The sequence below is a fragment of the Pseudomonas sp. W4I3 genome (genome assembly GCF_030816195.1).
Taxonomy (GTDB): Bacteria; Pseudomonadota; Gammaproteobacteria; order Pseudomonadales; family Pseudomonadaceae; genus Aquipseudomonas.
This window is the reverse complement of record NZ_JAUSXS010000001.1, coordinates 2,767,965-2,792,477: the sequence shown is the minus strand read 5'-3', so window position 1 is coordinate 2,792,477 and position 24,513 is coordinate 2,767,965. Positions and strand designations below refer to the sequence as shown.

Here is a 24,513-nt window from a genome sequence, read left to right as displayed (position 1 = left end):
AAAAGCCATTCTGTCGCACTGCGGCGATGCGCATGATGATCCCTACAAGATCAACAAGACCAAGGCGCGAAGCCCCTATGCCTGACTCAACGCAACCCCGATTGGCGCTGGCGGTACTCCCCCGGAGTGAGCTGTGCGTAACGCTGGAAAAAACGACTGAAATAGGCCGGGTCCTTGAACCCCAACTGATAGCAGATCTCGTTGGCCGAGCTGCCGGTAAACAGCAGCAGGCGCTTGGCTTCCTGCATCAGGCGCTCCAGGATCAAGCGCTTGGACGGCAGGTCGGCAATGCGTCGGCACACATCATTGAGCCGTGCTTCAGTCACCCCTATACCTTGGGCATACCGCGACAACGGCCAGTGTTGCTGGTAGTGCACTTCGATCAGCTCATTGAAGCGGTGGAAGATTTTCAAGTCTTCGTGGCGGGCGGGCGTGGCTTTCAACGAGTGGGAGCACAGCCGCAACAGGCTGATCATGATCAACCGCGTTAGGCTGTCCAAGGCCGCACTGCGCCCGGAACGCTGGGCTTTCACTTCTTCGCTCAGTTCCTCGAACAAATAATCCAACCGGCGGATATCCCCCGCGTATTGCGGCTCCAACTGCGCCAGGGCGACACATGCGGCCGGCAATTGCGCACCGGCCGGTGCCAGGCTGGCGTCGGCTTCGATCAGTTGCCACACCAGTTGCTGACGCACCGTCAGCACGTGTCCGTCACTGTCGGCCTCGGTCACAAACGAGTGCGGGACCGTCGGTGGCGTGAGGAAGAACATCGGCCCGGATTCGACGTATTGCTGGTCGTCCAGGTACACGCGCACGGTGCCGCTTTTTACGTAGTGAACCTGGAAGAACCGGTCATGCCGGTGAACGGGCATGTTGCGCCCAAAGAAATCCGCCAGGTTCGCCAGTTTGTCGTAGTGGACTTCGGCGTCGCTGTAGCGCTGGTCGTACACCTGACCAATGTTGATGTTCGGGATGGGTTGACGGTCGCTCATCGCACGCTACTCGTTTTTATTGTGATCGCTGCAGTGCAGCCGCTCTCATCCTGCACCGATCTGGGCGGCGCAACCACCGCGCAAACAGTCTGCCATGCTTGACGATAGTTAACATCTTAATTATAACTGTTAACACATTAACTAAATGCGGGGCCCCCACGGCTCTGCCAGGAGAAAGCATGAGCCGCGCCTTGCATAACGTCGCGACTGGCACCGTTTTCGGTGTCGCGCTGAACTATCAGGGGCTGCTCAAGCAGCGCCTCGGCGAGTTCGAACAGCCGCCGTACCAGAAACCGCCGGTCAAACCGGTGCTGTTTATCAAGACGCCCAACACGCGCAACCAGCACGGCGCCGAAGTGGTGCATCCAGGCCAGGGCGAGCGCTTGCAACCTGGGCCGGCATTGGGGGTGGTGATGGGCAAGAGCGCCAGCCGCGTCAGCCCGACCGAAGCCCTCGATTACGTGGCTGGCTACACCCTCGTCAATGAGTTCAGCCTACCGGAAGACAGCTACTACCGCCCCGCCGTCAAAGCCAAGTGCCGCGATGGTTTCTGCGCCATCGGGCCCGAGCTGATACCCGCAGCGCAGGTCCCGAACCCGCACAATCTCGCGATCACGCTGTACGTCAACGGCGAGATTCGCCAGCAAAACACCACGGCCAACTTCGTGCGCAACATTCCATTGCTGATCGCCGAGATCAGCGAATTCATGACCCTGCACGCAGGCGATGTGCTGATCACCGGCACTCCCGAAGGCCGGGTGGATGTGCAGCCCGGCGACACCGTGGAGGTCGAGATCAGCGGCCTGGGCCGCCTGGTCAATCACATCAAGGCAGAGGAGCTCTCATGAAACACGCCCGTATTCGCTTTGAAGGTGAAGTCCATTCGGTACAGGTCGAAGCTGAAAACGCCGTACGCCTGGCTGACGGCCGCCTGCTGGCCGAAGACCAGGTGCAATGGCTGCCACCGGCGACCGGCAGCATGTTCGCCCTCGGCCTGAACTATGCCGACCACGCCGCTGAGCTGGCTTTCAAGCCGCCAACCGAATCGCTGGCCTTCATCAAGTCCGTAGGCACGTACACCGGCCACAACCAGATGACCTGGCGCCCGGATAACGTCGCCTACATGCACTACGAGTGCGAGTTGGTGGCCGTCATCGGCAAGGCGGCGCGCAACGTCAAGCGCGAAGATGCTCTGGATTACCTCGCGGGCTACACCGTGTGCAACGACTACGCCATTCGCGACTACCTGGAAAACTACTACCGGCCCAACCTGCGCGTGAAAAACCGCGACGCCACCACGCCTGTCGGCCCGTGGATCGTCGATGTAGCCGACGTGCCGGACCCAGGCAACCTGAAACTGCGCACTTGGATCAACGGCGAGCTGCGCCAGGAAGGCAGCACCAAGGACATGATTTTCGACATTCCCTACCTGATCGAATACCTGTCCAGCTTCATGACCTTGCAACCCGGCGACATGATCGCCACCGGCACGCCCGAAGGCCTGGCCGACGTAGTGCCCGGTGATGAAGTGATTGTGGAAGTCGAAGGCGTAGGCCGCCTGGTTAACCGAATTGTCAGCGAAGCGGCGTTCTTCAGCGCCCGTAAAGAGGCTTGAGCAGCATGATCAAACATTGGATCAACGGCCGTGAGGTCGAAAGCAAAGACGTGTTCGTCAACTACAACCCGGCCACCGGCGAAGCCATCGGCGAAGTAGCCAGCGGCGGTGCCGAGGAAGTCGCGCAAGCCGTGGCCGCTGCCAAGGAAGCCTTCCCGAAATGGGCCGGCACCCCGGCCAAGGAACGAGCGCGCTTGATGCGCAAGCTGGGTGAACTGATCGAACAGAACGTGCCGCACCTGGCCGAACTGGAAACCCTCGACACCGGCCTGCCGATTCACCAGACCAAAAACGTGTTGATCCCACGGGCTTCGCACAACTTCGACTTTTTCGCTGAAGTGTGCACGCACATGGACGGCCACAGCTACCCGGTCGATGACCAGATGCTCAACTACACCCTGTACCAGCCGGTGGGTGTCTGCGCGTTGGTCTCGCCGTGGAACGTGCCATTCATGACGGCCACCTGGAAGACCGCACCGTGCCTGGCCCTGGGCAATACCGCCGTGCTGAAAATGTCCGAACTGTCGCCGCTGACCGCCAATGAACTAGGGCGCCTGGCGGTGGAGGCAGGCATTCCAAAAGGCGTGCTCAACGTCATCCAGGGTTATGGCGCGACCGCCGGTGACGCCCTGGTGCGCCACCCCGATGTACGCGCGATTTCATTCACCGGCGGCACCGCCACCGGCAAGAAAATCATGCAGACCGCCGGGCTGAAAAAGTACTCCATGGAGCTGGGCGGCAAGTCGCCGGTGCTGATCTTCGAAGACGCCGACCTGGAACGTGCCCTCGACGCCGCGCTGTTCACCATCTTCTCGCTCAACGGCGAGCGCTGCACCGCCGGCAGCCGGATCTTTATCCAGGAAAGCGTGTACCCGCAGTTCGTCGCCGAGTTCGCCGCGCGCACCAAACGCCTGATCGTCGGTGACCCGCAAGACCCGAAAACCCAGGTCGGCTCGATGATCACCCAGGCCCACTACGACAAGGTCACCGGCTACATCAAGATCGGCCTCGAAGAAGGCGCCACCCTCCTCGCCGGTGGCCTGGAGCGCCCGGCCAACCTGGCGGCGCATCTGAGCAAAGGCCAGTTCATCCAGCCCACAGTGTTCGCTGACGTAAACAACAACATGCGTATCGCCCAGGAAGAGATCTTCGGCCCCGTGGTGTGCCTGATTCCGTTCAAGGACGAAGCCGAAGCCCTGCAACTGGCTAACGCCACCGAGTACGGCCTGGCGTCTTACATCTGGACCCAGGACATCGGCAAGGCGCATCGTCTGGCCTATGGCATCGAAGCGGGCATGGTGTTCATCAACAGCCAGAACGTGCGTGACTTGCGTCAGCCGTTCGGCGGGGTGAAGGGCTCCGGCACCGGCCGTGAAGGCGGCCAGTACAGCTTCGAGGTGTTCGCCGAGATCAAGAACGTGTGCATTTCCATGGGCAGTCACCACATCCCGCGCTGGGGTGTGTAACCCGGATATAACAACGCTCCTACACAACAATCAATACTCAGGAGAATGATCATGGGCGAAGTAGTTCTGGCAGCAAAGGTCTGCCACGTTCCCTCGATGTACCTGTCGGAATTGCCGGGCAAGCACCACGGCTGCCGCGAAGCGGCGATTGCCGGGCACAAGGAAATCGGTCGGCGCGCCCGCGAGCTGGGCGCCGATACCGCCGTGGTATTCGACGTGCACTGGCTGGTCAACAGTGCCTATCACGTCAACAGCGGCGAGCACTTCAAAGGTATCTACACCAGTAACGAACTGCCGCACTTCATCAAGAACATGGCGTACGAATACCCCGGCTGCCCGGAGCTGGGCGAGCTGATCGCCGCCGAGGCCAACGCCGCCGACGTGCGCACCCTGGCCCACAACATCCCGAGCCTGGAGCTGGAATACGGCACTCTGGTACCGATGCGCTACATGCATATGGGCGTCCCGGACGAGCAGAAATTCAACGTGGTGTCGATTGCCGCCTGGTGTGCCTGGCATCGCCTGCAAGACAGCTTCACCTTCGGCGCCGCCGTGCGCCGGGCCATCGAGAAGAGCGACCGCAAAGTTGTGGTGCTGGCCTCGGGGTCGCTGTCGCACCGCTTCTCCGATGACCGCAATGCCGAAGCCAATATCCATAACTGGACGCGCGAATTCGACAAACAGGTCGACCTGCATGTGGTGGAAATGTGGCGCCAGGGCCGCTGGAAAGAGTTCTGCGCCATGCTCCCGGACTACGCCGAGCATTGCTTTGGCGAGGGCAAGATGCACGACACCGCCATGCTTCTCGGTTTGCTCGGCGGGCCGGACTACGACAAGCCGGCCGAGATCATCACCGCGCCCTTCGGCAGCTCGGGTACCGGGCAGATCAACGCTATTTTCCCAGTTTGAATAACCACAGCCAAAAGCTTCGAGCTACAAGCTGCACGCCGATCGCATACACCTTGCAGCTTGAAGCTTGCCGCTGGAAAGCTACCGACGCAGGAGGCTCCCATGCCCCACTTCATCGCTGAATACACCGACAACATTGAACAGCAGGCGGACCTGCCGGGCCTGTTTGAAAAAGTCCACACCAGCCTGGGCGACAGCGGCGTGTTTCCCCTGGGCGGCATTCGCAGCCGTGGCGTGCGCCTGGACACCTGGCGCATGGCCGACGGCAAGCATGACTACGCTTTCGTGCATATGACGTTGAAGGTCGGCCATGGGCGCGATTTGGCGACACGCCAGCAAGTCGCCGAGCGCCTGTTCGAGGTCGTCACCCAGCACTTCGCCGAGCTTCAGGCCCAGCGCCTGCTGGCCTTGTCGTTTGAAATGATCGAACTGCACGAGCAACTCAACTTCAAGCAGAACAACGTGCACGCGTTCCTCAAGGCTCAGGTCGGTTAAAGCGCCCTGCCCGTTCACACCCTCGGCCTCTCAGACAAAAAGTATAAACCATGAGCACAGCCAATACCGCCGACAACCTCGGCCAGGTCGCACGCGACCGCACTCACAGCACCATCACCTGGCGGCTGATGCCGTTGTTGCTGATGTGCTACCTCTTCGCCCATCTCGACCGCATCAACATCGGCTTCGCCAAGATGCAGATGAGCGCGGACTTGAACTTCAGCGACACCGTCTATGGCTTCGGCGCCGGCCTGTTCTTCGTGGCCTACGCGCTGTTCGGCGTGCCCAGCAACATGGCCCTGGACCGAGTGGGCCCGAGGCGTTGGATTGCCACGCTGATGGGGGTGTGGGGCGTGCTGTCGACCTGCATGTTCCTGATCGACAGCGCCATGGGCTTCTACGTGTTGCGCTTTTTGCTGGGGGTGGCCGAGGCCGGTTTCTTCCCGGGCATCCTGGTGTTTCTGAACCGCTGGTACCCGGCCGGTCGCCGCGCGCAGGTCACCGCCTTGTTTGCAATCGCGGTGCCGATGGCCGGGGTGATCGGCGGTCCGCTTTCCGGCGGCATCCTTGAGCACTTTCACGACCTGGGCGGCCTGCGCGGCTGGCAATGGATGTTCGTCATCGAAGGCGCCCCGGTGATTCTGCTCGGGCTGGTGGTGCTCAAGTGCTTGCCGGACAGCTTCGAGACGGTCAAGTGGCTGACGCCGGAACAGAAGCAACAACTGCGCGAGCAACTGCACCGGGAAGAACACCGAAAATCAATCACCTCGTTCTCCGCCATTCTCAGCAACCTGCAGGTGTGGCTGCTGGTGGCCGTGTACTTCGCGGTGATGCTGGCGGTCAACACCTTGGCGTTCTGGATGCCGACGCTGATCCACGGCGCCGGCATCGGCAGCGACGGCAAGGTCGGCTTGCTCAGTGCGGTGCCGTACCTGGCCGGGTGTTTTTTCATGATCGGCTGTGGGCGTTCATCCGACCGCCAGCGAGAACGCCGCTGGCACCTGTGCGTGCCCTTGCTGATGTCGGCCGCCGGCATTGCCATCGCCGGGCTCGCCCCCGCCAACCCGGCCGTGGTGCTGGGCGGTTTGATTCTCGCCGGCATGGGCGCCAGCGCGGCGTTGCCGATGTTCTGGCAACTGCCCCCAGCGTTCCTGTCCAACAGCACCCAAGCCGCCGGGATTGCCCTGATCAGTTCGTTCGGCAGCATTGCCTCATTCTTCGCGCCCTACCTGATCGGCTGGATGCGCGACACCACCCAGAGCGCCAGCCTGGCCCTGTACGTCCTGGCGCTGCTCATTGCTTTTGGTGGCTTGCTGGTGCTGCGCACCCGAGCGGCCATCGTCAACCCTCAATAAGAGACTCTTGCCATGCTTGATCAATCGCTCATTTTGCAAGCCGCCGCGCGCCTCGACCAGGCCGAACGTTCACGCGAGCAGGTGCGTCAGTTTTCCCTCGATCACCCGGCGATCACCCTCGAGGACGCCTATGCCATCCAGCGCGCCTGGGTCGCGCAAAAAATCAAGGACGGGCGCAAGCTGGTCGGCCACAAGATCGGCCTGACCTCCCGGGCCATGCAGGTCTCGTCCAACATCACCGAGCCGGATTACGGCGCGTTGCTGGACGATATGTTCTTCGATGAAGGCACCGACATCCCCTTCGAGCGCTTTATCGTGCCGCGCGTCGAGGTGGAGCTGGCATTTATCCTGGGCAAACCGCTGAAAGGCCCGAACGTGACAGTGTTCAATGTGCTCGACGCCACCGAATGGGTGATCCCGGCGCTGGAGATCATCGATGCGCGCATCCAGCAGGTCGACCCGCACACCAAGGCGACCCGCAAGGTGTTCGACACCATCTCCGACAACGCCGCCAACGCCGGCGTGGTGATGGGCGGGCGGGCCGTGCGCCCTACCGAGATCGACTTGCGCAAGGTGCCGGCGGTGCTCTACCGCAATGGCGTGATCGAAGAGTCCGGTGTCTCCGCCGCCGTGCTCAATCACCCGGCCAAGGGCGTGGCCTGGCTCGCCAATAAACTGGCCGCCTATGACGTCACCCTCCAACCCGGGCAAATCATTCTGGGTGGCTCCTTCACCCGCCCGGTGGCGGCCAACCCTGGCGATACCTTCCATGTCGACTATGACATGTTGGGGTCGATTGGCTGCCGATTCGTTTAACGGGAGAGTGCTCATGGACATGCCTATCAACACCTTCAAACGTCGCCTGCACAGCGGTGAAGCCCAGATCGGCCTGTGGCTGGGCCTGGCCGATGCCTATTGCGCGGAACTGGCCGCCAATGCCGGTTTCGATTGGCTGCTGATCGACGGCGAACATGCGCCCAATGACCTGCGCGGCATGCTCGGCCAGCTCCAGGCGGTGGCGCCCTACCCCAGCCATCCGGTCATTCGCCCGGTGATCGGCGATAACGCGTTGATCAAGCAAGTGCTCGACATTGGCGTACAGACCTTGCTGGTGCCCATGGTCGAAAGCGCGGAACAGGCGCGGGCGCTGGTGAAAGCCGTCCACTATCCGCCCAAGGGCGTGCGTGGTGTCGGCAGTGCGCTGGCCAGGGCTTCACGCTGGAACAGCATTGCCGGGTACCTTGACCACGCCGATGAGCAGATGTGCCTGCTGGTGCAGATCGAAAACCGCGAGGGCCTGGCCAACCTGGATGCGATTGCGGCGGTGGAAGGCGTCGACGGGGTGTTTATCGGGCCGGCGGATCTGAGCGCGTCGATGGGCCATCGCGGCAACCCCGGCCACCCTGAGGTGCAGGCAGCAATCGAAGACGCTATTGCGCGCATCCGCAACGCCGGAAAAGCCGCCGGCATTCTCAGCGCCGACCAGGCACTGGCACGGCGCTACATCGAACTGGGCGCGGCGTTCGTGGCGGTGGGCGTGGACACCACCGTGCTGATGCGCGGACTGCAAAGCCTGGCGGCGGCCTTCAAGGATTCACCGGCGCCTGCCAGCGCGGCCGGCGCTATCTATTAAGTAGTGCGAACGAAAAGTGATCTGTAGAGAGGGAGCCTGCCCCAATGCCAGTTAGTTAAGCGACAGTGATTCACTGTAGGAGCGAGCTTGCTCGCGAAGATCGTTAACGAAAACGCAGCGTGTCTGGTTTGAGGCGGCGCTCTCAGGTTCTTCGCGAGCAAGCTCGCTCCTACACTGACCAGCATTGCAGCAGGCCTCGGTTCAGCGCTTGAGGGTTTTCAGCTCGTTGAGCAAGGTCAGCAACGTCTGCAACTTCTCTTCGCCAAACCCCGCCTGCAAGCGCTGGTAATTGGCTTCCATGCTCTGGCTCATCGAGTCGAAACAGGCCTGCCCCTTCTCGGCCAGCCGCACCAGCACGCGGCGTTGATCCTGTTGCGCCTTGCGCCGTTCAACCATCCCCGCCGCTTCCATGCGCACCAGCACCCCGGTCATGCTCGGCTTGAGGATGCACGCCAGCTCGGCCAGGCGGTTGATCTCAAGCTCATCGTGCTGGCTCAAGATCCGAATGACCCGCCATTGCTGCTCGGTCAACCCGTGTTGATTGAGCGAAGGACGAAAAAACCCCATGGCGGCTTCACGCGCATGGAGCAAAGTGAGGGTCAGGGATTGGCGCGGTTTGGACATGGGTGGCGGCGTCGCAATTGGTTAACAGATTAACAACATTCTAGCATTGGCACGTGTTCCCCGTGTGCGGCTTCACCGCGTGGCCGGATTCAGGGTTGATTATTGGCAGCCACGGTCAAGAGCGGCGGCACACAGAATCAAGACACCTACCGCTCGGAAGGCACTTAATACACCCCAACAGGCACAGAGCTTCTTGTCGGCTCTGCAGTGAGTTTCCCTTCACTTTTCCAGGCTGCGCCATGATCAATATCGAAACGCCTACCTACTACTCGGCGACCAAGAAATACAACCTCAGCTTCCCCACCCTCGAACAGGACGTGGAAGCCGATGTGGTGGTGATTGGCGGCGGTTTCTCCGGCATCAACACCGCACTGGAACTCGCCGAAAAAGGCATCACCAACATTGTGGTGCTCGAAGCGCGCTACCTGGGTTTCGGCGGCACGGGCCGCAACGGCGGGCAAATCATGGCGGGGATCGGCCATGACCTGGAAAAGATCAAGCAACAAGTCGGCGATGAGGGCCTGCGCCAGATCTTTGAAATCAGCGAGCTGGGCGCGGGCATCATCAAGGATCGCATCGCCAAGTACTCGATCGATGCCGACTTCTGCCACGGCTACGGCTACATGGGCTTCAACGCCCGCCAGGAAAAAACCCTGCGCGCCTGGGAAAAGGACTTCAAGTCGATCAACACCAAGGACGAAATCCGCTTTATGGCGGGGTCCGAGGTCAAGCAAATCATTGGTTCCGACGCCTATACCAGCGCGCTGCTGCACATGGGCGGCGGGCACGTGCACTCGCTGAACCTGCTGCTGGGCGAAGCGAAGGCCCTGGCCGGCCACGGTGTGCGCATCTTTGAGCACAGCCCGGCCCTGGAAGTCAGTTATGGCGAACGCATCACCGTGCGCACCGGCCGGGGCTCGGTCAAAGCCTCCAAGTTGCTGTGGGCCTGCGACAGTTTTCTCAACAAGCTGGAACCGGAGCTGCACAAGACCACCATCAATACCTATGCCTTCCAGTTGATGACCGAACCGTTGTCGGACGAGATGATCAACCGCATCAGCCCGATTCGCGGCGCCTACAGCGATATTCGCCCGGTGATCGACTACTACCGGGTCACCAACGAAAATCGCTTGCTGTTCGGTGCCGCCACGCCTTTCGTCGAGCACATCCCGCTGGACCTCAAAGCCTGGAACCGCAACCTGATGCTGAAGATTTTCCCCTACCTCAAGGACGTGAAGATCGACCTGGCGTGGGGCGGACCGATGGCGACCGGCGCCAACCTGTTCCCGCAGATCGGCACGCTCAGCGGGCGCCCGAATGCCTTTTATGTGCAGGGCTACGCGGGCTTCGGGGTCACGCCCAGCCACATCATTTGCAAGGTATTAGCCGAAGGCATGAGCGAAGGCTCGTCGCGCTACGACCTGATCAGCGCGGTCAAGCATGCGCAGATCCTGGGCAAGGACCATATCCGCCCGCTGCTGCTCACGGCCGGCAAAAGCCTTCATCAACTTTCGGGCTACTTCAACGGTCGCCGTTGAGTCCCGCTGTTTCATTCACAGGAGAACTGCCATGCCCGTTACCCCCCTTAAGAAAGACATCCAATTATCGGACCTCGATGCGTGGGGCACCGTTGCCGACCTTGGCTCCGAGATCCTCGAAGGTGAAGTCAAAGCCTTCGGCAAAATGACCTTCGGCGCACCGACCGACGCCGTCAGCAGCGCCTATTTCGGCACCACCCAAGGCAAGTTCCGGATGGTCTACCCGTTCGCCGAACACGCCACGGTGGTCACCGGTGAAGTGGTGCTAACCGACGAAAGCACTGGCCAGAGCACCCGCTACAAAGCCGGCGACAGCTGGTTCGTGACCAAGGACACACCGGTGCTGTGGGAGGTGGTAAGCGAGAGTTTTGTGAAGCACTATTTCGCGGTAGTCTGATCGCTCCTCTCTGCCGGCTTCGGCCGGCAGCGTTTGTTCCGGCGCAGGTGACTGACCATGCACGCCATCCCCGCTCAGGAAGTCGCCGGCCATTGCCTGCAGGCTTTCACTCATCTGGTGCCCGCCAGCCAGGCAGCGTTCTATTGTGTCGACCGCCAACTGCAAGCCCGTGACTTCAGGCTGCAAGGCATGAGCGGTGAGATGCACCGCGACTACCTGGACAATTACCGCCAATTCGACCCCTTGCAACCGCGCAATTGCCTCTCCAGCGGGCTGACGGTGGTGCCGCTGGGTTTCGCCATGGCCCGCCAGCCGCTGCGTGACAGCCGCCGCTATCAAGACTTCCTGCAGCGTTATGGCGTGGTCGATGTGGTGGAGATCGTCGCCCATCGTGCCGACCAGCCCCAGGCGGCCATCTCCTTGCTGCGCACGGCGGAGCAAGGGGTATTCACCATCGACCAACTGGCTCAGCTCAATGCCTTGCAGGCATTGCTGCAAATGGCTGTGGCCAATATGCAGCCCTGCGACGATGCACTGGCCAGTCTCACGCCCAAAGAGCGCCAGATTGCCTGGTTATTACGTCAGGGCGCGAGCAACAAACAACTGGCCCTGGAGCTGGATGTCGGCCTGCCCACCATCAAGACTCACCTGATCCACCTGTTTCGCAAAACCGGTGTGAGCAGCCGCACCGAACTGGTCGCCGCGCTGTTTCTTTAAGCTGCCTCAACCCTTTGGTTGATAGGCGAGCCAGGTTGCCAACCGCATGATCCGGGTGTCCATTCCCTCAACCGGAGCCATGCAATGACCACTACATCCGACTGGATCACCGTAGGCGCCCTCGCCGACGGTTTTGCCCCCGACGCGTTTATCCTGCCCAACCTCGCCGACCTCAACGGCAAGGCCTTCACCCTGCACTTCGCCAACGGATGGCAGATCGAGCATCGCTTCGACACCGAGCAGTTGCACTGGCACGCCGCCGACGGTCACTCCAGCGGCTCGGCCGCCTACCGCGCCACCTCGGTACGCCCGGGCCTGTACCTGGTGGACTTCATCAAGCATGAAGCCGGCCAGGCCTGGTCGATCAGCCTGGTGCTGGACACCACCACGTCGTCGTTCACCGCCGTGATCGGGCGCATGCCGGACCGCGAACAAACCGAGCAAGGCCTCTACAGTCGCGCCCTGGCCGGCAAGGCCCTGACTTCGGTGGAAGTGGACTTCCTGCACGGCAGCCTGGATCAAGACTGGCAGGCCGGCCAATGCCCGCACGCGCCCACCCAGGAACTGACCGGCCTGCGCAATCTGTATCGCTACAGCCCCAGCGAAGTCTACGAGCATATCTACCTGAACGATCAGTTCTATGCCTGGCAATGCCTCAAGGGCGTGGAGCAAGGCCTGTGCGATACCGATCGCTGCCACTACTACAAGATCGCCGATCAGCTGTACCTGTTCGTCTGGCGAGAAAAGATCATCCCCACCCTGGGCCTGGTCCTGATCGACCTGCAACAACACCGCAGCGACGGCAAGATCTTCGGCTATGCCGGTGCGTCCTTCGATGAGCTGTCGAACTTTCCGGTCAGCTCCTACTGCCAAGTGCTCAACCGCACGGAGTATCCCGATGCCTGATCCACGCACCGTTGTCATCACCGGTGCCGGAACGGGCATCGGTGCCGCTTGCGCGCGGATGTACGCCGCCGAAGGGGCCAACGTGGTGCTGATCGGCCGTCGCCGCGAGCCGCTGGAGCAGGTTGCGCGGGACACCGGCGGCCTGGTGCTGGTCGGTGATGCGGCCTGCGCGGCCACCTGGGAGGGTTTCGTTGCGCAGATTGGTCAGCGCTACGGCCGCCTCGATGTGCTGCTGGCCTGCGCCGGCGGGCATGGCGTGGGCAGCGCCACCCAGACCAGCCCACAAACCTGGGAGGCGGCCTTGCGCAGCAATCTGGACAGCGCGTTCTACAGCGCTCGCGCCTGCCTGCCGTTACTGATCGAAAGCGCTGGCAATATCGTACTGCTCGGCTCCATTGCCTCGCTGGCCGCCGGCCCCGACGTGTGTGGCTACACCACCGCCAAGCATGCGTTGCTCGGGCTCAACCGTTCACTGGCGCGCGATTACGGCCCACGCGGCGTGCGGGTGAACGCGGTGTGCCCAGGGTGGGTTACCACGCCGATGGCCGACGAGGAAATGCAGCCACTGATGAGCTTCCATGGCGACACCCTGCAGCAAGCCTATGCCCGCGTGTGCGCCGACGTCCCGTTGCGGCGCCCCGCCAGCGCCGAAGAAATCGCCAAGGTGTGCCGCTTTCTGGCCAGCCCGGATGCCTCGATCATCACCGGTGCCAGCGTGGTCGCCGATGGCGGTTCGAGCATTGTCGATGTGCCCACATTGGCTTACGTCCATATGGAGCGTGTACATGCCTGAAGACTTTGATTTCAGCGGCAAAACCGTGCTGGTCACCGGCGGCGCCCAGGGCATCGGCCAGGCCATCGTCGAGGCATTCGCCTGGCGTGGCGCCCGCGTAATGATCGCAGACCTGCGCCTGGCACAAGCCCAGGCATTGGCCGAAGGCCTGCGTGCGCGAGGCTGCCAAGTCGAGGCCATCGCGCTCGACCTGGCCGACGCGACTGCGGTGTTCGAAGGCATCAAGCACATAGAGCAGGATGGGGGCCGCCTGGATATTCTGGTGCACAACGCCGGTTACTTTCCGCTGACACCGTTCGTGCAGATCACCCCGGCCATTCTGGAACGCACGCTGGCGGTGAATCTCTCAGCCCTGTTCTGGCTGACCCAGGCCGCCTTGCCGATGTTTCAACGCCAGGGTGGCGGCTGCGTGCTGGTCACCTCATCGGTCACCGGGCCACGGGTCGCCTATGCGGGACTCAGCCATTACGCGGCGTCCAAAGCCGGAGTCAATGGTTTTATCCGCAATGCTGCACTGGAGCTGGCGACTTACCAGGTGCGCGTCAACGGCGTCGAGCCAGGGATGATTGCCACGCCAGCCATGGAGAACCTGGGCGACAACCAGGTCAATGCCGACATCGCCAGCCGCGTGCCGCTGGGACGGCTGGGCGCCGCTCAGGATATTGCCGGGGCAATGCTGTTTCTGGCCTCCGACCTGGCGACCTACATCACCGGGCAGACCATTGTGGTGGACGGCGGCTCGACGTTGCCTGAGGTGAAATGAGTTCTGTCGGGATGTAAACCGGGTCAACTGTGGTAGGGAGCTTGCCCCCGATGGCAGCGTATCAGTCAGCATTTTTAGCGACTGGTACACCGCTATCGCGGGCAAGCCCCCTCCCACATGTCGATCGTGGTGTATCAGCTAAATAGCGCTCGGCTCCTTCAAGCAGCGACAGTGAATCACTGAATACCCGCGACAAAGCCGCAAGCCGTTTGACGTAACCCTGGGGCGTCGAATAGATCAGCTCCACATGCAAGCTGTCGACGATGCCCAGGTAGGCGTCGCCGGACACTTCAAGCGCCTCAGGTCGTAACGTCCTGTACCGCCCTTGCGCGGCGCGCTGAAAGTCTTGGCGAATGCAGGCCAGGTAACCCTCAAATCCTGTGGTAATGACGCTGCGAATTTCCGTCGGCGGAAAGTACGCCGTGCGCAATAGGAAGCGCAGGTGCGCCGATCCTTCATAGCGCCCGCTCAGCCGCTCAAGGTGTAATTGCCCTGGCACGCCGGTGTGGGCGACTTCTTCCTTGAAGCACTGCGCGATGTACTGATGCTCATGGGCCAGAGCAATCTCGAAGACCGTCTGAAACAGCGCGTTCTTGCTGACAAAATGCGCATACAGCGACGCCTTGCGCATACCCGCCCCGACCGCGATTTCGTTCAGCGACGAGGCGTCGTAGCCGTGGGCGGCAAAGTGTTCGACCGCGACTGCGCAAATGTTATGGGCCGACAGCGTGAGCGGTTTCATTGATCGATGGATACCCTACGCCGCACCGACCGCTTGCTGCAGATGAGTGGAACGAAAATCCTTGGGCGACAGCTCGAATTGCTTCTTGAACGAGCGGCTGAAGTGCGCGGAATCGGTGAAGCCCCACTTGTAGGCAATCGAGGTGATCGACTCGCTCTTGAGAAAGGGGTTGGTTAGGTCGTCCGCGCTGCGTTTGAGCCGCGCACGCTGGATGTAGCGACAGACGCTGTCGTCCTGCTCTTCAAACAAACGGTACAAATGCCGCACCGAGATGTTCAAGCGGCTGGCCAGACCCACCGGGCTAAGACCGGGTTGGGTCAGGGACTCGTCGATGACTTTCTGCACATAACTGCGCAGGTTACTGCCCTGCAAGGATGCGCTGCTGTCGCCTGGGGCGTCATGCAGTTCAAAGGCGGAACCGAGCAAGGAAACAAACGCCGCTTGCAGCGCCTCGGCCTCTTCAATCGAATCCTGCCCCTCCAGGCCCTCGCGGCACAACTGGTCCATCAACACGTGGAGCATGCGCCCACAGGCCTTGCTCGAAGAGATCTTGCCGAAGGTTTTCGAGGCGCTGCCCAGCTGCTTGCAGACTTCATTGCGCGAAAGTGACAAAGAGGCATGTTCGATAAGGCCAAACGGGCTTATCTCGATCGAACCTGTGGAATCCATCAGCAACATATCGCCGGGGGCCAATTGAATGACCTGGCCGTTCTGGGTGATCTGACAATAGCCGCTGCGCTGGCTGACGAGGAAACAATGCTGGTCCATGTCGTGATCGGCATTGGGCCGCTCGCGTTTGATCAGGCCGGCATTGGTCCGCAGGTTGGCCAGGGACAGGCCGCCCCGGGAGTGCTTGGAAACCTCACCGATGAACAGTGATCGGTTGAAGGCCAGTTCCGTGTCGAAATGGCCGCAGGCCGCTCGCAGATCCCGAGTCCAGGTTTCCAACCCATAGTGCGCAGACTGATAGGTGCTCATGGCATCTCCACAATGGTTTCTTGTTTTTGTTGGCTAATAGTTAACATGTTATCTATATGCGCGCAACAAGTCCGTGATACCGGCTGTAGAAGCACTATTGATGCCAATTCCTCAACTCAGACCGCGCCCAATACCCGCTGCAAACCCGCCAGCACCGTCAACAGCCCAGCACGCTGCGCGCCGCTCAAGGGGATGTAGCGCCGAAACGCCGGCATGCGGTTGACCACCTCGCTGCCGCCCATGTGTTCAAGCCGTACGTGCCATTGCTGCCCGCTCAAATCGAGGTGCAGGCGCTTGAAGTCCAGCCCCATCAACGCTTGATGCAGGCCGGGGTCGTCGTTCAGGGCTGCCTGGAGCCTGGCCAGCAAAACCGGAGCGCCTGTCCGTTGCCGGCAGGCCAGCCCCGAGCGTCTAATCGACCCGCTGTGGTGCAGTTCAAAGCGCGCACTGCCCTGCTCTGAGGCGGGCACCGTGAACATGAATTCGGTCATGACCAGGTGCATCAGCAATTGCGCTTCGGTGCGCTCGGCAACATCGACCTGAAGGAAAATGTCCTCCAGACAAAACGTTGCCTGAGCTGGCCCCGTCGAGGTGAAACTCGCCAGCCCGAGGTTGCGCCGCACGTACTCAAGCGTGACCCCGGGCCGGTAACCGGCTGGGGCCCGTTGGGCGCTGAACAGCTCAGACAGCTTTTGCAGCCTGTTCCAGATAACGGTTGTGAGGGTTGCCAGGCTCATGGGAAAACTCCTTGGCCAGCACTTCTTCTACCGAAGCCGGCTTGAATGGATTGACCTTCTGTACCATCAGTGTCCAGAACAGCGCGTATGAAGCCGTGATCCCGAGCATTACTCCGAACGGCACATAAATGTCCGCTGGGTTCATGCCCGGCGGGGTAATGAACCACATGCCCAGCAAGATGCCGACGCTGGAAAGAATCTGCGGCAACGGAAAGAACGGCGAGCGATAGGCCCGTGGCAGATCCGGACGACGAATGCGCAGGATCACCACCGACAGCGTCACCAGCAAATAAGAGAAACTCCACGCGCACACCGCCGCCAGCACCAGGGGCATGATGTTGTCGGTGTTGCCGCCCAACCACAGGGCGTACAGACACGGAATCAGCATCGCCACCAGGATGCACAGCAGCGGCGTCTTGAAGCGCGGGTGCAAATACGTGAAGACCTTGGGCAACGCGCCGTCCACCGCCATGCCGTAGAGAATCCTCGGCACGCCTGCCATCAGCGTATTGATAGTGGCGGCACCGGCGAACAGGAAACCGATCCCCAGCCATAGCGGGCCAATATCCCCCATGACCTGCTGGGCAAAGCGTGGGATTGCCATGGGCGTGTCGAGCAGGTGCACGCCGGTGGCGGCATCCAGCACCACGTTTTCCACCTGGCGCTTCATCGCCGCGCCGTAGATGAACATGCAGGTCGCCACGCTCAACAGGCCGAAAATCATGGCCTTGGGCATGACCTTGGCCGAGTTGCGCAGGTCTGGGGCCAACGGCGTGACGAACTCGCAACCGACGAACATGAACATGGCCATGCCCACCAGCGACAGGATGGTGATCAGGTCGGTGCCCACCAGCGACTCGCCGAACCAGCCTTCCAGTTGCACTGCCGGTGCGGCGATCAGGCCGAGCACACCGAACACCATCAGCGTGGTCCACATGCCGAAGGTCAGGATGATCTCGGCCCTGCCGAAGGCGCTGACGCCAAAGGCATTGAGAATACCGAACACTACGACGAACCCCACCCCCAGCAACCAGGAACCGCCGGCAGACTCCGCCAGGGTATTGAGGTGTTCGAAGTTCACCAGGGCCATGACCCCGGACAGAATCGTCTCGGCGGTGCCGGCGAACACATGCACGATCAGGTACGCCGACAACGTGCCGGTGATCGCAAAAAAACGGCCCATGCCGCAATTGATGTAGTCATAGACCGAGCCGGTGGTCGGCAGGATCGAGGCGGCCTCGGCGAAGGTGGTCGCCTGGGCCAGCATCATCACCACCGCAATCAGCATGGCCACCGCGAAGGCGCTGCCGCCGATACCGAAGCCCATGGTTGCGGTGAGAATTACCGGGCTGGCCATGATCAGGCCAATGGTGCTGGCCAGCGCGGTCGGAAATCCGACGCTGCCCCGTTTCAAATGCTGTGTGAGCCGGTCATTGATCGACATGGTACGGATCCTCGAAAGCGGATTTCTGAGTGGATGCATCGAGCCGTACAAGGAGCCGGCGATAAAGCCCTCCCCAGCCAGTCCTTGATCGAAACGGCATCGTGCGCAAAATCACTGTGCGCCTCCCAGACGCTGATCGTCTTGCCCATGTCTGCCGTGGCTTTTGTTGCTGCCTGCCAAGGCCTTTGGCTTGGCGGGCAGGATCAATTGCGTGGCACGCAGGTGAAAGACTTCCCCCTCCTGCGGTCATCTTAATGCGCCCTCGACCTAACCATGCTGGGGAATATAACAATGGAGCACACACTGAAACCACGCACGCTGTCCTTGGCCGTCGGCCTGGGTATCGCGCTATTGATCGGCCATTCATCGGCCCAGGCCTATGAGCTGTATGCCGACGAGGACACTCACCTCAATGCGGACTTCCTGGCGGTCTACGGCCTGTTCAACAGCCGTCACAACTACGACGGCACAGCGGGCGGCTCGACTTGGCGCGAAGGGTTCATCAAGTACGGGGTGAGCGGCGACCAGGGCCTGGCGGGACACGGCACCGCGTATGGCGCGCTCAATTGGGTCAGCTCCGGCACCTGGGGCGACGGCGACGCGGCGGGCAACACCGATGGCAGCGAACGTACCACCAAAATCGAAGACGCCTACCTGGGATGGCGCTCAGCCGACCTGTTCCCGGCGCTGGGCAAGGACGGTGTGGATTTTTCCGTCGGGCGCCAGGTGGTCAAGATCGGCCGGGGTTTCCTGATCAACGACGACGGCCCCAACCTGGGTAAAGGTCCGGCTGACGGCGCGCTGAACCGTGGCGGCGCCTATTACTTGGCGGCGCGCCACGCCTTCGACCGCACTGCGGTGCTGCGCCTGGGTGGGCAAGAGGGCCTGCACGGTTCGGTGCTGTGGCTCAAGTCGGACAACCGTGCCCAGGCTGAAACCGAACTGGCGGCGGGCACCCTCGACTACACGGCCGCCGCCGGCACGCTGGGCTTGACCTGGGTCCACGGCATGAACGTCACCGACCAGTGGGCCAGCGACTTCCAGAAACAGCGTGAGGGCCTGGACACTTACAGCCTGCGCGGTGAAGGCAGCGCCGGCGTCGACAACGCCAGCTTCGCCTTCGAATACGCCTGGCAAGACAAGGACGCGGGGCCGGAAAAAGCTTGGTACGCCGAGGCCGGCTACACCTTCGCCGATGTCAGTTGGTCGCCAAAAGTGACCTACCGCTACACGCGCTACTCGCAACAATGGGACCCGCTGTTCACCGGGCTCAGCACCGGCTACGGCACCTGGTTCCAGGGTGAAGTCGCCTCCAACTATGCCGGCCCGTTCAACAGCAATACCGGCATCCATCACGTCGGTCTCAAGGCGACACCCCTGCAGAACCTGACGGTCGGTGCGCTGTACTTCGACTTCAATTCCCTGCGCAAAAACGATGCGCTGAACCTCGACGCCCGGGAGCTGGACCTGTACGCCGAATGGGCGGTCAACAGCCACCTGATCATCAGCCCGCTGGTGGGCATTTACCACCCCAAGAAGGATGCCGACACCGGCGGTAACCAGATGGGTGGCAACGGCACCAACCTCTACAGCCAGTTGACCGTGGCCGTGCCCTTCTGACCGGCTTCAGGAGCTGCGCAATGCAGCTCCGTCCGACGGAACTGATTGAACGTCCGCATGTGACTGGGGGGGGCCTGCACGTCACCGTTGACCACGGTGATGTGCCGGCAGCCTTCGGTCATGGTGCAGTGCAGCAGCTCGCAGATCTGCACCTCTCTGATCGAGTCGAACCCCCCGGATCTGATCGCAAACCGAGCGTGATTGCCTGTACGAGCGTGTTGATGCTGAGCAGCCGCCCGAGTGCCTGACGGACCCTTTACCCCAAGAAAATGGAAAAACGATGAGCCGGAAAAGTGCATTTTTCTTCGACGAACTCAGCCTCTGGCACAGCGCCGGGTTGCACGCCTTGACCTTGTCGGTGGGCGGGTGGGTGCAGCCTATTGCGAAGCCTATGTACCGTTTTGCGGGTTGGCGACCATTGAAGCATTGGTGAGTGTCAGGACTCAGTCGGCGACCCCATGCTGGAGTTTGTGCGGTTGCAGCAACCGAGAGCGGCGCTGGCGGCATTTCAGCTGCGCTTGATTGATAAGTTGGCCGAAGTCCGCTGAGCGTGACGCAAAAAAAATCCGATGCCGGTTGCCGGCATCGGATTTTGAGCAATCAGCAGTGGCTGATCAGTTGCTTCAACACCGTTTTGAAGGTTTCGATCTGATCCTGGCTGAACGCGGCGAACACCTTATCCTGCTGTTCCCGGGCAATGGCCCAAAGATCCTCGGTCTGTTCAATACCCGCAGCGGTCAGGCGCACGCCGTGTTCATCGTCGTCGACCAGCCCCTTGCGCTTGAGGTTGGCCACGGCGTCATCAATTTCCCGCACCGGCATCGCCACTTCCCGCAGCAAGTCGCTGGCGCTGAGGCAGGCGTCGCTCTCCAACACCATCAGCATCCGCGCCTCGTTGGTGCGCAGGCCGGTGGACAGTTGCCGGGGCTGGTAGCTGGACTGGTAGGCGCGTACCGCCTGGGTCATCAGGTAATACAGGTTATGGCTCAAGCGCCCCTGGAAGTGGCTGCTCGGCGGTTGGCTTTCGGCACGCTTGGTCATGCGCGTATGGGGCAGGACCATGGAGTAGGCGCCCTGATGGTAAAGCAGCGGCAAGCGACCGAAATCGTCGAAGGCCACCACCTTGCCGATCATGATCCAGTGATCGCCGCCGTCCACCTGCATGTATTTTTCACAGTGAAAACGTGCCGAACAATCGGCGAACACCGGCGCCCCGCCCTCCCCCGGTTCATAGGCGATCCCGGCGAAGCGGTCGTCATTGGGCCGGGCAAAATTGTTCGAGAGCTCAATCTGGTCCGCCGCCAGCACGTTGACCGCGAAGTGGCTGGCCTCCTCGAATACCCCGTGGCTGCTGGAGCGTTTGTCGATGCTCCACAGCACCAGCGGTGGGTCCAGGGACACCGAGTTGAAGCTGTTGGCGGTAACGCCCACCTTGCGGCCGGAGGCGTCGGCGGCGGTGACCACGGTTACGCCCGTGGCAAAGTTGCCCAGGGCCCGGCGAAAGGCGCGTGGGTCGAAGGTCGATTCAGACATGCAAGACTCCCGGGTTGCGTCAAGCGCAGCCCTGATTGTTGTTTTCAAAAGCGCGTTCAGATCATGCTCGGATCGGGCTCCAGCCCCATCAACTCGCGGCCGAGGATCTGTGCACAGACGTCGTAGTCGGTATAGGCATGGGCGCCGGTCATGTGCGAGTCGCGGAACAAGCGCTGCATCTCGTTGTGCTCAAACCAGGCATTGCCGCCGGCGGCTTCGAACAGACGGTCCACCGCCTGGATGCACATTTTGGTTGCGTAGGCCTGGTTGGTGCGCCAGAACGCCAGGGTTTCGCGGCTTGGGTAACGCTGCTGTTCACTGTGTTGGGCGTGTTCGTCCCAGGTTTTTTCGAGGAAGGCGCGCGCGGCGGCAACTTGGTGAGTCGACTCGGCCAGGCGCATCAACGCCGGGGTCGCGGCACCGACCGCCGCCCCGGTATAGGCGCGAACGCGGGTCTTGGTTTTTTCGCGAAACACCGCGAGCATTCGCTCGGCGACGCCCAGGCTGACGGTGGAAAAGCCACTGGCAAAGTAAGGCCGATACGGTGAATAGAAAATCTTGCTGTCGGGGTACAGCCCGAAGCCTGCGGACTTGCCTTCCATCATGTCCTTGGCTTTCTGGATGCGGTGCTCCGGCACCCAGGCCTTGTCGATGATCAAGGTCTTGGTGCCGCTGCCTTTCATGCCGGCGGCAAACCAGTCATCGCGAATCTGGTAGTCGCTGCGCGGCAGCACCGCGAAGCAGTAATCCTGGGGGCCCTGAGCATTGCTGCGGCGGAAACCCACGATGGCCCACTCGGCGTGATCACAGCCGCTGCTCCAGCCCATTTCACCGCTGAACAACACGCCGCCCTCTGCTTCCTCGGTGCGCCCGAACGGCGCGATGCTGCTGCTCGCAGTAGCATCCGGGTCAGTACCCCAGACCTCCTGCTGGAGTTGGGCCGAGAACAGTGCCAATTGATGGCTATGTGTACACAACAGGCTCATGGCCCAGGCCGTGCTGGCGCAGGCCCCGGCGAGCAACGCGATGCAGTCGGCAAACTGCGGCAGCGACAATTCCATGCCGCCGAACACTTTCGGCTGAAACACACGGTGCATGCCGATGCTTTTGAGCAGCGCAATATTCTCGGCGGGCACCTTGCGGTCCTGCTCGGCCACGAAGGCATTTGCAGCGATGGTCGGCAGGATGGACTTGAGGTCTTCAAGGAGCGGGTTTGGCTTTTTCATGGATGGCCCTGCTTATTATTGGATGTCCGGGCACTGCCAAAAAACGAGGCGTAGCGCCGAATGCAGGACCAGTATGGAGCGAGCCTTCCTGGCAGGACATGCACCTTCCAGAGTCAAGATTGTACTTTTCAACCGCTCAGGCTGATTCGTCGTGCGCAGGCGTTGGCAGGCACAGACATGCCACTCGGCAGCCACAGTCAAGCCCGTTCCGGCCACTGGGATTAACCTCGGGCTTTTCAAAGTCTGCCACCAGGAAAATTCCATGAGCGATACTCCACTGCTGCCCCAAGTTGAAACCTTCCTGCGTCGAGCCCACACGTTGTTCATTGACGGTGGCTACGTCGAGAGCCATTCCAACCACCGGTTGGAGGTGATCAACCCGGCGACCGGCCAAATCATCGCCGACGTCGTCGACGCCAACCCGGCCGACATTGACGCGGCTGTGGCGTCGGCGAGCCGAGGCTTCAAGCAGTGGTCGCAGGTCGCACCGGCGGTGCGCGGCAACGTACTGCTCAAGCTGGCCGACCTGCTGGAGCAACACCGCGAAGAACTGGCACAGATCGAAACCTGTCAGTCGGGCAAGATCATCCAGATTTCCCGTGCTTTCGAAGTCGACCAAGCCGCCCACTTCCTGCGCTACTACGCCGGCTGGGCCACCAAGATCAGCGGCCAGACTATCACTCCGTCGCTGCCATCATTCGCCGGCGAGCGCTACACCGCGTTCACCCTGCGCGAGCCAGTCGGGGTGGTGGTTGGCATCGTACCGTGGAATTTTTCGACCATGATCGCCATCTGGAAACTCGCTTCGGCACTGGTGACCGGTTGCAGCATCATCATCAAGCCCAGTGAGTTCACGCCGCTGACCATTCTGCGCATCGCCGAACTGGCGATTGACGCCGGCCTCCCCGCCGGTGCGTTGAACGTATTGACCGGCGGCGGCAGCGTAGGTAAAGGCCTGATCGAACACCCCGGCACCGACAAGGTGTCGTTCACAGGCTCCGTGCCGACCGGGATTGCGGTGGGCCGGAGCGCCATGGGCGCCGGGCTGACCCGGACCACTCTTGAGCTTGGCGGAAAAAACTCGGCCGGGTTTCTGCGCGACGTGGACCTGGACAAGGCCGTCAACGGCATCATCGAAGCGGGCTTTTTGCATTCCGGGCAGATCTGCGCCGCGGCCGAACGCTTCTTTGTGCATCGTTCGCAGATCGAAACAGTCATGGACAAACTGGCCAAGCGCCTGAGCACCCTGAACATCGGCTCGCCCCTGGATGAGCGAACCGAATTCGGCCCGGTCACCAACCGCCAGCACCAACTCAAACTCGGCGAGTTCTTCGCCAAGGCCCGCGCCGAAAACAACACCATCATTCACGGTGGCAACCTGATCGACCGTCCTGGCTGTTACGTCGAGCCGACGATCATCCTCGCCAACAGCGTCAACGACACCCTGCTCAACGAAGAGACCTTCGGCCCTATTGCCACGTTCTTCCCGTACGACAGCGAAGAAGAACTGCTGACCTTGATGAACAACACACCCTACGGCTTGAGCGCCAGCCTGTGGACCAACGACCTCAGCAAAGCCTTGCGCATGGTGCCCGCTATCGAGGCCGGCACGGTGTGGGTGAACATGCACACGATGCTGGACCCGGCGGTGCCTTTTGGCGGCAACAAGTCCTCGGGGATAGGCCGGGAGTTCGGCAGTGCCTTCATCGATGATTACACGGAGCTGAAGTCGGTGATGATTCGCTACTGACAACCCTTATTGTTGGACTCACGAATAAGGCAAAGAGGTGTCTACGGGACCCGGAGCGATTCAGCTTGCTTGATCGCTCTATCTGTCAGAGCCATCAGGCACCTCCTTTTGCATCAGGTACAACGGGCTCAGACATGCCGAACAGCGCCTGCCGCAACTTTTCTTCCGTCAGTTCGGTTTTCATAGGATTGAGTTCCATACCATCGACTTTCAGCAGGGCATAACGAAAAAGTTGGTTGAACCAGATGCGGCATTTTCAGCCATGGTGAAAGCTTGGCGC

24 protein-coding genes and 1 pseudogene are annotated in these 24,513 nt (G+C 61.3%); 17 read left to right on the top strand and 8 right to left on the bottom strand.

The window, feature by feature from the left end:
- Positions 1 to 86: 86 nt before the first annotated feature.
- On the bottom strand, positions 87 to 992 hold the full coding sequence (hpaA, locus tag QF045_RS12940) for a 4-hydroxyphenylacetate catabolism regulatory protein HpaA (protein ID WP_131698843.1): 906 nt from the start codon (positions 990 to 992) through the stop codon (positions 87 to 89).
- Between the two features lie 179 nt (positions 993 to 1,171).
- Here hpaA and QF045_RS12935 point away from each other — a divergent pair, with 179 nt between their 5' ends.
- From QF045_RS12935 to hpaI, 8 genes are all read left to right on the top strand, one after another.
- Positions 1,172 to 1,840 (top strand): fumarylacetoacetate hydrolase family protein, encoded by a 669-nt coding sequence (locus QF045_RS12935; RefSeq protein ID WP_306492524.1) that lies wholly within the window; start codon positions 1,172 to 1,174, stop codon positions 1,838 to 1,840.
- On the top strand, positions 1,837 to 2,607 hold the full coding sequence (locus QF045_RS12930) for a fumarylacetoacetate hydrolase family protein (RefSeq protein WP_306492523.1): 771 nt from the start codon (positions 1,837 to 1,839) through the stop codon (positions 2,605 to 2,607). The genes QF045_RS12935 and QF045_RS12930 overlap by 4 nt, the downstream gene beginning before the upstream one ends.
- 5 nt (positions 2,608 to 2,612) lie before the next feature.
- Positions 2,613 to 4,073, top strand: a complete 1,461-nt coding sequence (gene hpaE, locus QF045_RS12925; protein WP_306492522.1) for a 5-carboxymethyl-2-hydroxymuconate semialdehyde dehydrogenase — start codon at positions 2,613 to 2,615, stop codon at positions 4,071 to 4,073.
- 51 nt (positions 4,074 to 4,124) lie between these two features.
- Entirely contained in the window at positions 4,125 to 4,982 is an 858-nt protein-coding gene (gene hpaD, locus QF045_RS12920; RefSeq protein ID WP_306492521.1) for a 3,4-dihydroxyphenylacetate 2,3-dioxygenase, read from the top strand.
- Between the two features lie 102 nt (positions 4,983 to 5,084).
- Positions 5,085 to 5,477, top strand: a complete 393-nt coding sequence (locus QF045_RS12915; protein WP_306492520.1) for a 5-carboxymethyl-2-hydroxymuconate isomerase — start codon at positions 5,085 to 5,087, stop codon at positions 5,475 to 5,477.
- A 50-nt stretch (positions 5,478 to 5,527) separates the two neighbouring features.
- Positions 5,528 to 6,832, top strand: a complete 1,305-nt coding sequence (locus tag QF045_RS12910; RefSeq protein ID WP_306492519.1) for an MFS transporter — start codon at positions 5,528 to 5,530, stop codon at positions 6,830 to 6,832.
- Between the two features lie 12 nt (positions 6,833 to 6,844).
- Complete coding sequence (gene hpaH, locus QF045_RS12905) at positions 6,845 to 7,648, top strand: 2-oxo-hept-4-ene-1,7-dioate hydratase (protein ID WP_306492518.1); 804 nt, start codon at positions 6,845 to 6,847, stop codon at positions 7,646 to 7,648.
- Between the two features lie 13 nt (positions 7,649 to 7,661).
- Positions 7,662 to 8,465, top strand: coding sequence for a 4-hydroxy-2-oxoheptanedioate aldolase (gene hpaI, locus QF045_RS12900; protein WP_306492517.1), 804 nt, complete (start codon positions 7,662 to 7,664; stop codon positions 8,463 to 8,465).
- A gap of 201 nt (positions 8,466 to 8,666) precedes the next feature.
- Here hpaI and hpaR read toward each other — a convergent pair whose 3' ends face one another.
- Positions 8,667 to 9,089, bottom strand: coding sequence for a homoprotocatechuate degradation operon regulator HpaR (hpaR, locus tag QF045_RS12895; RefSeq protein ID WP_306492516.1), 423 nt, complete (start codon positions 9,087 to 9,089; stop codon positions 8,667 to 8,669).
- 239 nt (positions 9,090 to 9,328) lie between these two features.
- On the opposite strand from hpaR, the gene QF045_RS12890 reads away from it, so the two are divergent.
- The 6 genes from QF045_RS12890 to QF045_RS12865 all read left to right on the top strand — a co-directional run bounded on the left by QF045_RS12890 (position 9,329) and on the right by QF045_RS12865 (position 14,203).
- Positions 9,329 to 10,627 (top strand): FAD-binding oxidoreductase, encoded by a 1,299-nt coding sequence (locus QF045_RS12890; RefSeq protein WP_306492515.1) that lies wholly within the window; start codon positions 9,329 to 9,331, stop codon positions 10,625 to 10,627.
- Positions 10,628 to 10,658: 31 nt separating this feature from the next.
- On the top strand, positions 10,659 to 11,024 hold the full coding sequence (locus QF045_RS12885) for a cupin domain-containing protein (RefSeq protein WP_306492514.1): 366 nt from the start codon (positions 10,659 to 10,661) through the stop codon (positions 11,022 to 11,024).
- 57 nt (positions 11,025 to 11,081) lie between these two features.
- Positions 11,082 to 11,741 carry a LuxR C-terminal-related transcriptional regulator gene (locus QF045_RS12880; protein WP_306492513.1) on the top strand — a complete coding sequence of 220 codons (660 nt, stop codon included), beginning with the start codon at positions 11,082 to 11,084 and terminating at the stop codon, positions 11,739 to 11,741.
- Positions 11,742 to 11,825: 84 nt separating this feature from the next.
- Positions 11,826 to 12,647 carry a molybdenum cofactor biosynthesis F family protein gene (locus QF045_RS12875; protein ID WP_306492512.1) on the top strand — a complete coding sequence of 274 codons (822 nt, stop codon included), beginning with the start codon at positions 11,826 to 11,828 and terminating at the stop codon, positions 12,645 to 12,647.
- Entirely contained in the window at positions 12,640 to 13,440 is an 801-nt protein-coding gene (locus QF045_RS12870) for an SDR family NAD(P)-dependent oxidoreductase (RefSeq protein WP_306492511.1), read from the top strand. The genes QF045_RS12875 and QF045_RS12870 overlap by 8 nt, the downstream gene beginning before the upstream one ends.
- Positions 13,433 to 14,203 (top strand): SDR family oxidoreductase, encoded by a 771-nt coding sequence (locus QF045_RS12865; RefSeq protein ID WP_306492510.1) that lies wholly within the window; start codon positions 13,433 to 13,435, stop codon positions 14,201 to 14,203. Before QF045_RS12870 ends, QF045_RS12865 begins: the two co-directional genes overlap by 8 nt.
- A gap of 61 nt (positions 14,204 to 14,264) precedes the next feature.
- Here the strand turns inward: QF045_RS12865 and QF045_RS12860 are convergent, their stop codons facing one another.
- The 4 genes from QF045_RS12860 to QF045_RS12845 form a co-directional block, all read right to left on the bottom strand.
- Positions 14,265 to 14,945: a TetR/AcrR family transcriptional regulator gene (locus QF045_RS12860; protein ID WP_306492509.1), complete on the bottom strand. Its 681-nt coding sequence runs from the start codon at positions 14,943 to 14,945 to the stop codon at positions 14,265 to 14,267.
- A 15-nt stretch (positions 14,946 to 14,960) separates the two neighbouring features.
- Positions 14,961 to 15,923 carry a transcriptional regulator FeaR gene (gene feaR / locus QF045_RS12855; protein ID WP_306492508.1) on the bottom strand — a complete coding sequence of 321 codons (963 nt, stop codon included), beginning with the start codon at positions 15,921 to 15,923 and terminating at the stop codon, positions 14,961 to 14,963.
- A gap of 116 nt (positions 15,924 to 16,039) precedes the next feature.
- Positions 16,040 to 16,660: a DUF3156 family protein gene (locus tag QF045_RS12850; RefSeq protein ID WP_306492507.1), complete on the bottom strand. Its 621-nt coding sequence runs from the start codon at positions 16,658 to 16,660 to the stop codon at positions 16,040 to 16,042.
- A complete protein-coding gene (locus tag QF045_RS12845; RefSeq protein ID WP_306492506.1) occupies positions 16,605 to 18,104 on the bottom strand; it encodes an APC family permease in 1,500 nt (499 codons plus the stop codon). Before QF045_RS12845 ends, QF045_RS12850 begins: the two co-directional genes overlap by 56 nt.
- Positions 18,105 to 18,395: 291 nt before the next feature.
- On the opposite strand from QF045_RS12845, the gene QF045_RS12840 reads away from it, so the two are divergent.
- Together QF045_RS12840 and QF045_RS12835 are read left to right on the top strand one after the other, a co-directional pair.
- Complete coding sequence (locus QF045_RS12840; protein ID WP_306492505.1) at positions 18,396 to 19,724, top strand: hypothetical protein; 1,329 nt, start codon at positions 18,396 to 18,398, stop codon at positions 19,722 to 19,724.
- A 280-nt stretch (positions 19,725 to 20,004) separates the two neighbouring features.
- Positions 20,005 to 20,109, top strand: a pseudogene (locus tag QF045_RS12835) (hypothetical protein); the annotation flags it as partial.
- A 215-nt stretch (positions 20,110 to 20,324) separates the two neighbouring features.
- Here QF045_RS12835 and QF045_RS12830 read toward each other — a convergent pair.
- The gene (locus QF045_RS12830) at positions 20,325 to 21,257 is read right to left on the bottom strand and encodes a p-hydroxyphenylacetate 3-hydroxylase reductase component (protein ID WP_306492504.1); all 933 of its coding nucleotides are present in this window, start codon (positions 21,255 to 21,257) and stop codon (positions 20,325 to 20,327) included.
- A 56-nt stretch (positions 21,258 to 21,313) separates the two neighbouring features.
- Positions 21,314 to 22,483, bottom strand: coding sequence for a p-hydroxyphenylacetate 3-hydroxylase oxygenase component (locus tag QF045_RS12825; protein WP_306492503.1), 1,170 nt, complete (start codon positions 22,481 to 22,483; stop codon positions 21,314 to 21,316).
- A 262-nt stretch (positions 22,484 to 22,745) separates the two neighbouring features.
- On the opposite strand from QF045_RS12825, the gene QF045_RS12820 reads away from it, so the two are divergent.
- Positions 22,746 to 24,233, top strand: coding sequence for an aldehyde dehydrogenase family protein (locus QF045_RS12820; protein ID WP_306492502.1), 1,488 nt, complete (start codon positions 22,746 to 22,748; stop codon positions 24,231 to 24,233).
- The last annotated feature ends 280 nt before the right edge of the window (positions 24,234 to 24,513 follow it).

Excerpts from the sequence above, each read along its gene's own strand:
- hpaA (WP_131698843.1), bottom strand. The coding sequence starts at position 992 with ATGAGCGACCGTCAACCCATCCCGAACATCAACATTGGTCAGGTGTAC.
- QF045_RS12935 (WP_306492524.1), top strand. The coding sequence starts at position 1,172 with ATGAGCCGCGCCTTGCATAACGTCGCGACTGGCACCGTTTTCGGTGTC.
- QF045_RS12930 (WP_306492523.1), top strand. The coding sequence starts at position 1,837 with ATGAAACACGCCCGTATTCGCTTTGAAGGTGAAGTCCATTCGGTACAG.
- hpaE (WP_306492522.1), top strand. The coding sequence starts at position 2,613 with ATGATCAAACATTGGATCAACGGCCGTGAGGTCGAAAGCAAAGACGTG.
- hpaD (WP_306492521.1), top strand. The coding sequence starts at position 4,125 with ATGGGCGAAGTAGTTCTGGCAGCAAAGGTCTGCCACGTTCCCTCGATG.
- QF045_RS12915 (WP_306492520.1), top strand. The coding sequence starts at position 5,085 with ATGCCCCACTTCATCGCTGAATACACCGACAACATTGAACAGCAGGCG.
- QF045_RS12910 (WP_306492519.1), top strand. The coding sequence starts at position 5,528 with ATGAGCACAGCCAATACCGCCGACAACCTCGGCCAGGTCGCACGCGAC.
- hpaH (WP_306492518.1), top strand. The coding sequence starts at position 6,845 with ATGCTTGATCAATCGCTCATTTTGCAAGCCGCCGCGCGCCTCGACCAG.
- hpaI (WP_306492517.1), top strand. The coding sequence starts at position 7,662 with ATGGACATGCCTATCAACACCTTCAAACGTCGCCTGCACAGCGGTGAA.
- hpaR (WP_306492516.1), bottom strand. The coding sequence starts at position 9,089 with ATGTCCAAACCGCGCCAATCCCTGACCCTCACTTTGCTCCATGCGCGT.
- QF045_RS12890 (WP_306492515.1), top strand. The coding sequence starts at position 9,329 with ATGATCAATATCGAAACGCCTACCTACTACTCGGCGACCAAGAAATAC.
- QF045_RS12885 (WP_306492514.1), top strand. The coding sequence starts at position 10,659 with ATGCCCGTTACCCCCCTTAAGAAAGACATCCAATTATCGGACCTCGAT.
- QF045_RS12880 (WP_306492513.1), top strand. The coding sequence starts at position 11,082 with ATGCACGCCATCCCCGCTCAGGAAGTCGCCGGCCATTGCCTGCAGGCT.
- QF045_RS12875 (WP_306492512.1), top strand. The coding sequence starts at position 11,826 with ATGACCACTACATCCGACTGGATCACCGTAGGCGCCCTCGCCGACGGT.
- QF045_RS12870 (WP_306492511.1), top strand. The coding sequence starts at position 12,640 with ATGCCTGATCCACGCACCGTTGTCATCACCGGTGCCGGAACGGGCATC.
- QF045_RS12865 (WP_306492510.1), top strand. The coding sequence starts at position 13,433 with ATGCCTGAAGACTTTGATTTCAGCGGCAAAACCGTGCTGGTCACCGGC.
- QF045_RS12860 (WP_306492509.1), bottom strand. The coding sequence starts at position 14,945 with ATGAAACCGCTCACGCTGTCGGCCCATAACATTTGCGCAGTCGCGGTC.
- feaR (WP_306492508.1), bottom strand. The coding sequence starts at position 15,923 with ATGAGCACCTATCAGTCTGCGCACTATGGGTTGGAAACCTGGACTCGG.
- QF045_RS12850 (WP_306492507.1), bottom strand. The coding sequence starts at position 16,660 with ATGAGCCTGGCAACCCTCACAACCGTTATCTGGAACAGGCTGCAAAAG.
- QF045_RS12845 (WP_306492506.1), bottom strand. The coding sequence starts at position 18,104 with ATGTCGATCAATGACCGGCTCACACAGCATTTGAAACGGGGCAGCGTC.
- QF045_RS12840 (WP_306492505.1), top strand. The coding sequence starts at position 18,396 with ATGGAGCACACACTGAAACCACGCACGCTGTCCTTGGCCGTCGGCCTG.
- QF045_RS12830 (WP_306492504.1), bottom strand. The coding sequence starts at position 21,257 with ATGTCTGAATCGACCTTCGACCCACGCGCCTTTCGCCGGGCCCTGGGC.
- QF045_RS12825 (WP_306492503.1), bottom strand. The coding sequence starts at position 22,483 with ATGAAAAAGCCAAACCCGCTCCTTGAAGACCTCAAGTCCATCCTGCCG.
- QF045_RS12820 (WP_306492502.1), top strand. The coding sequence starts at position 22,746 with ATGAGCGATACTCCACTGCTGCCCCAAGTTGAAACCTTCCTGCGTCGA.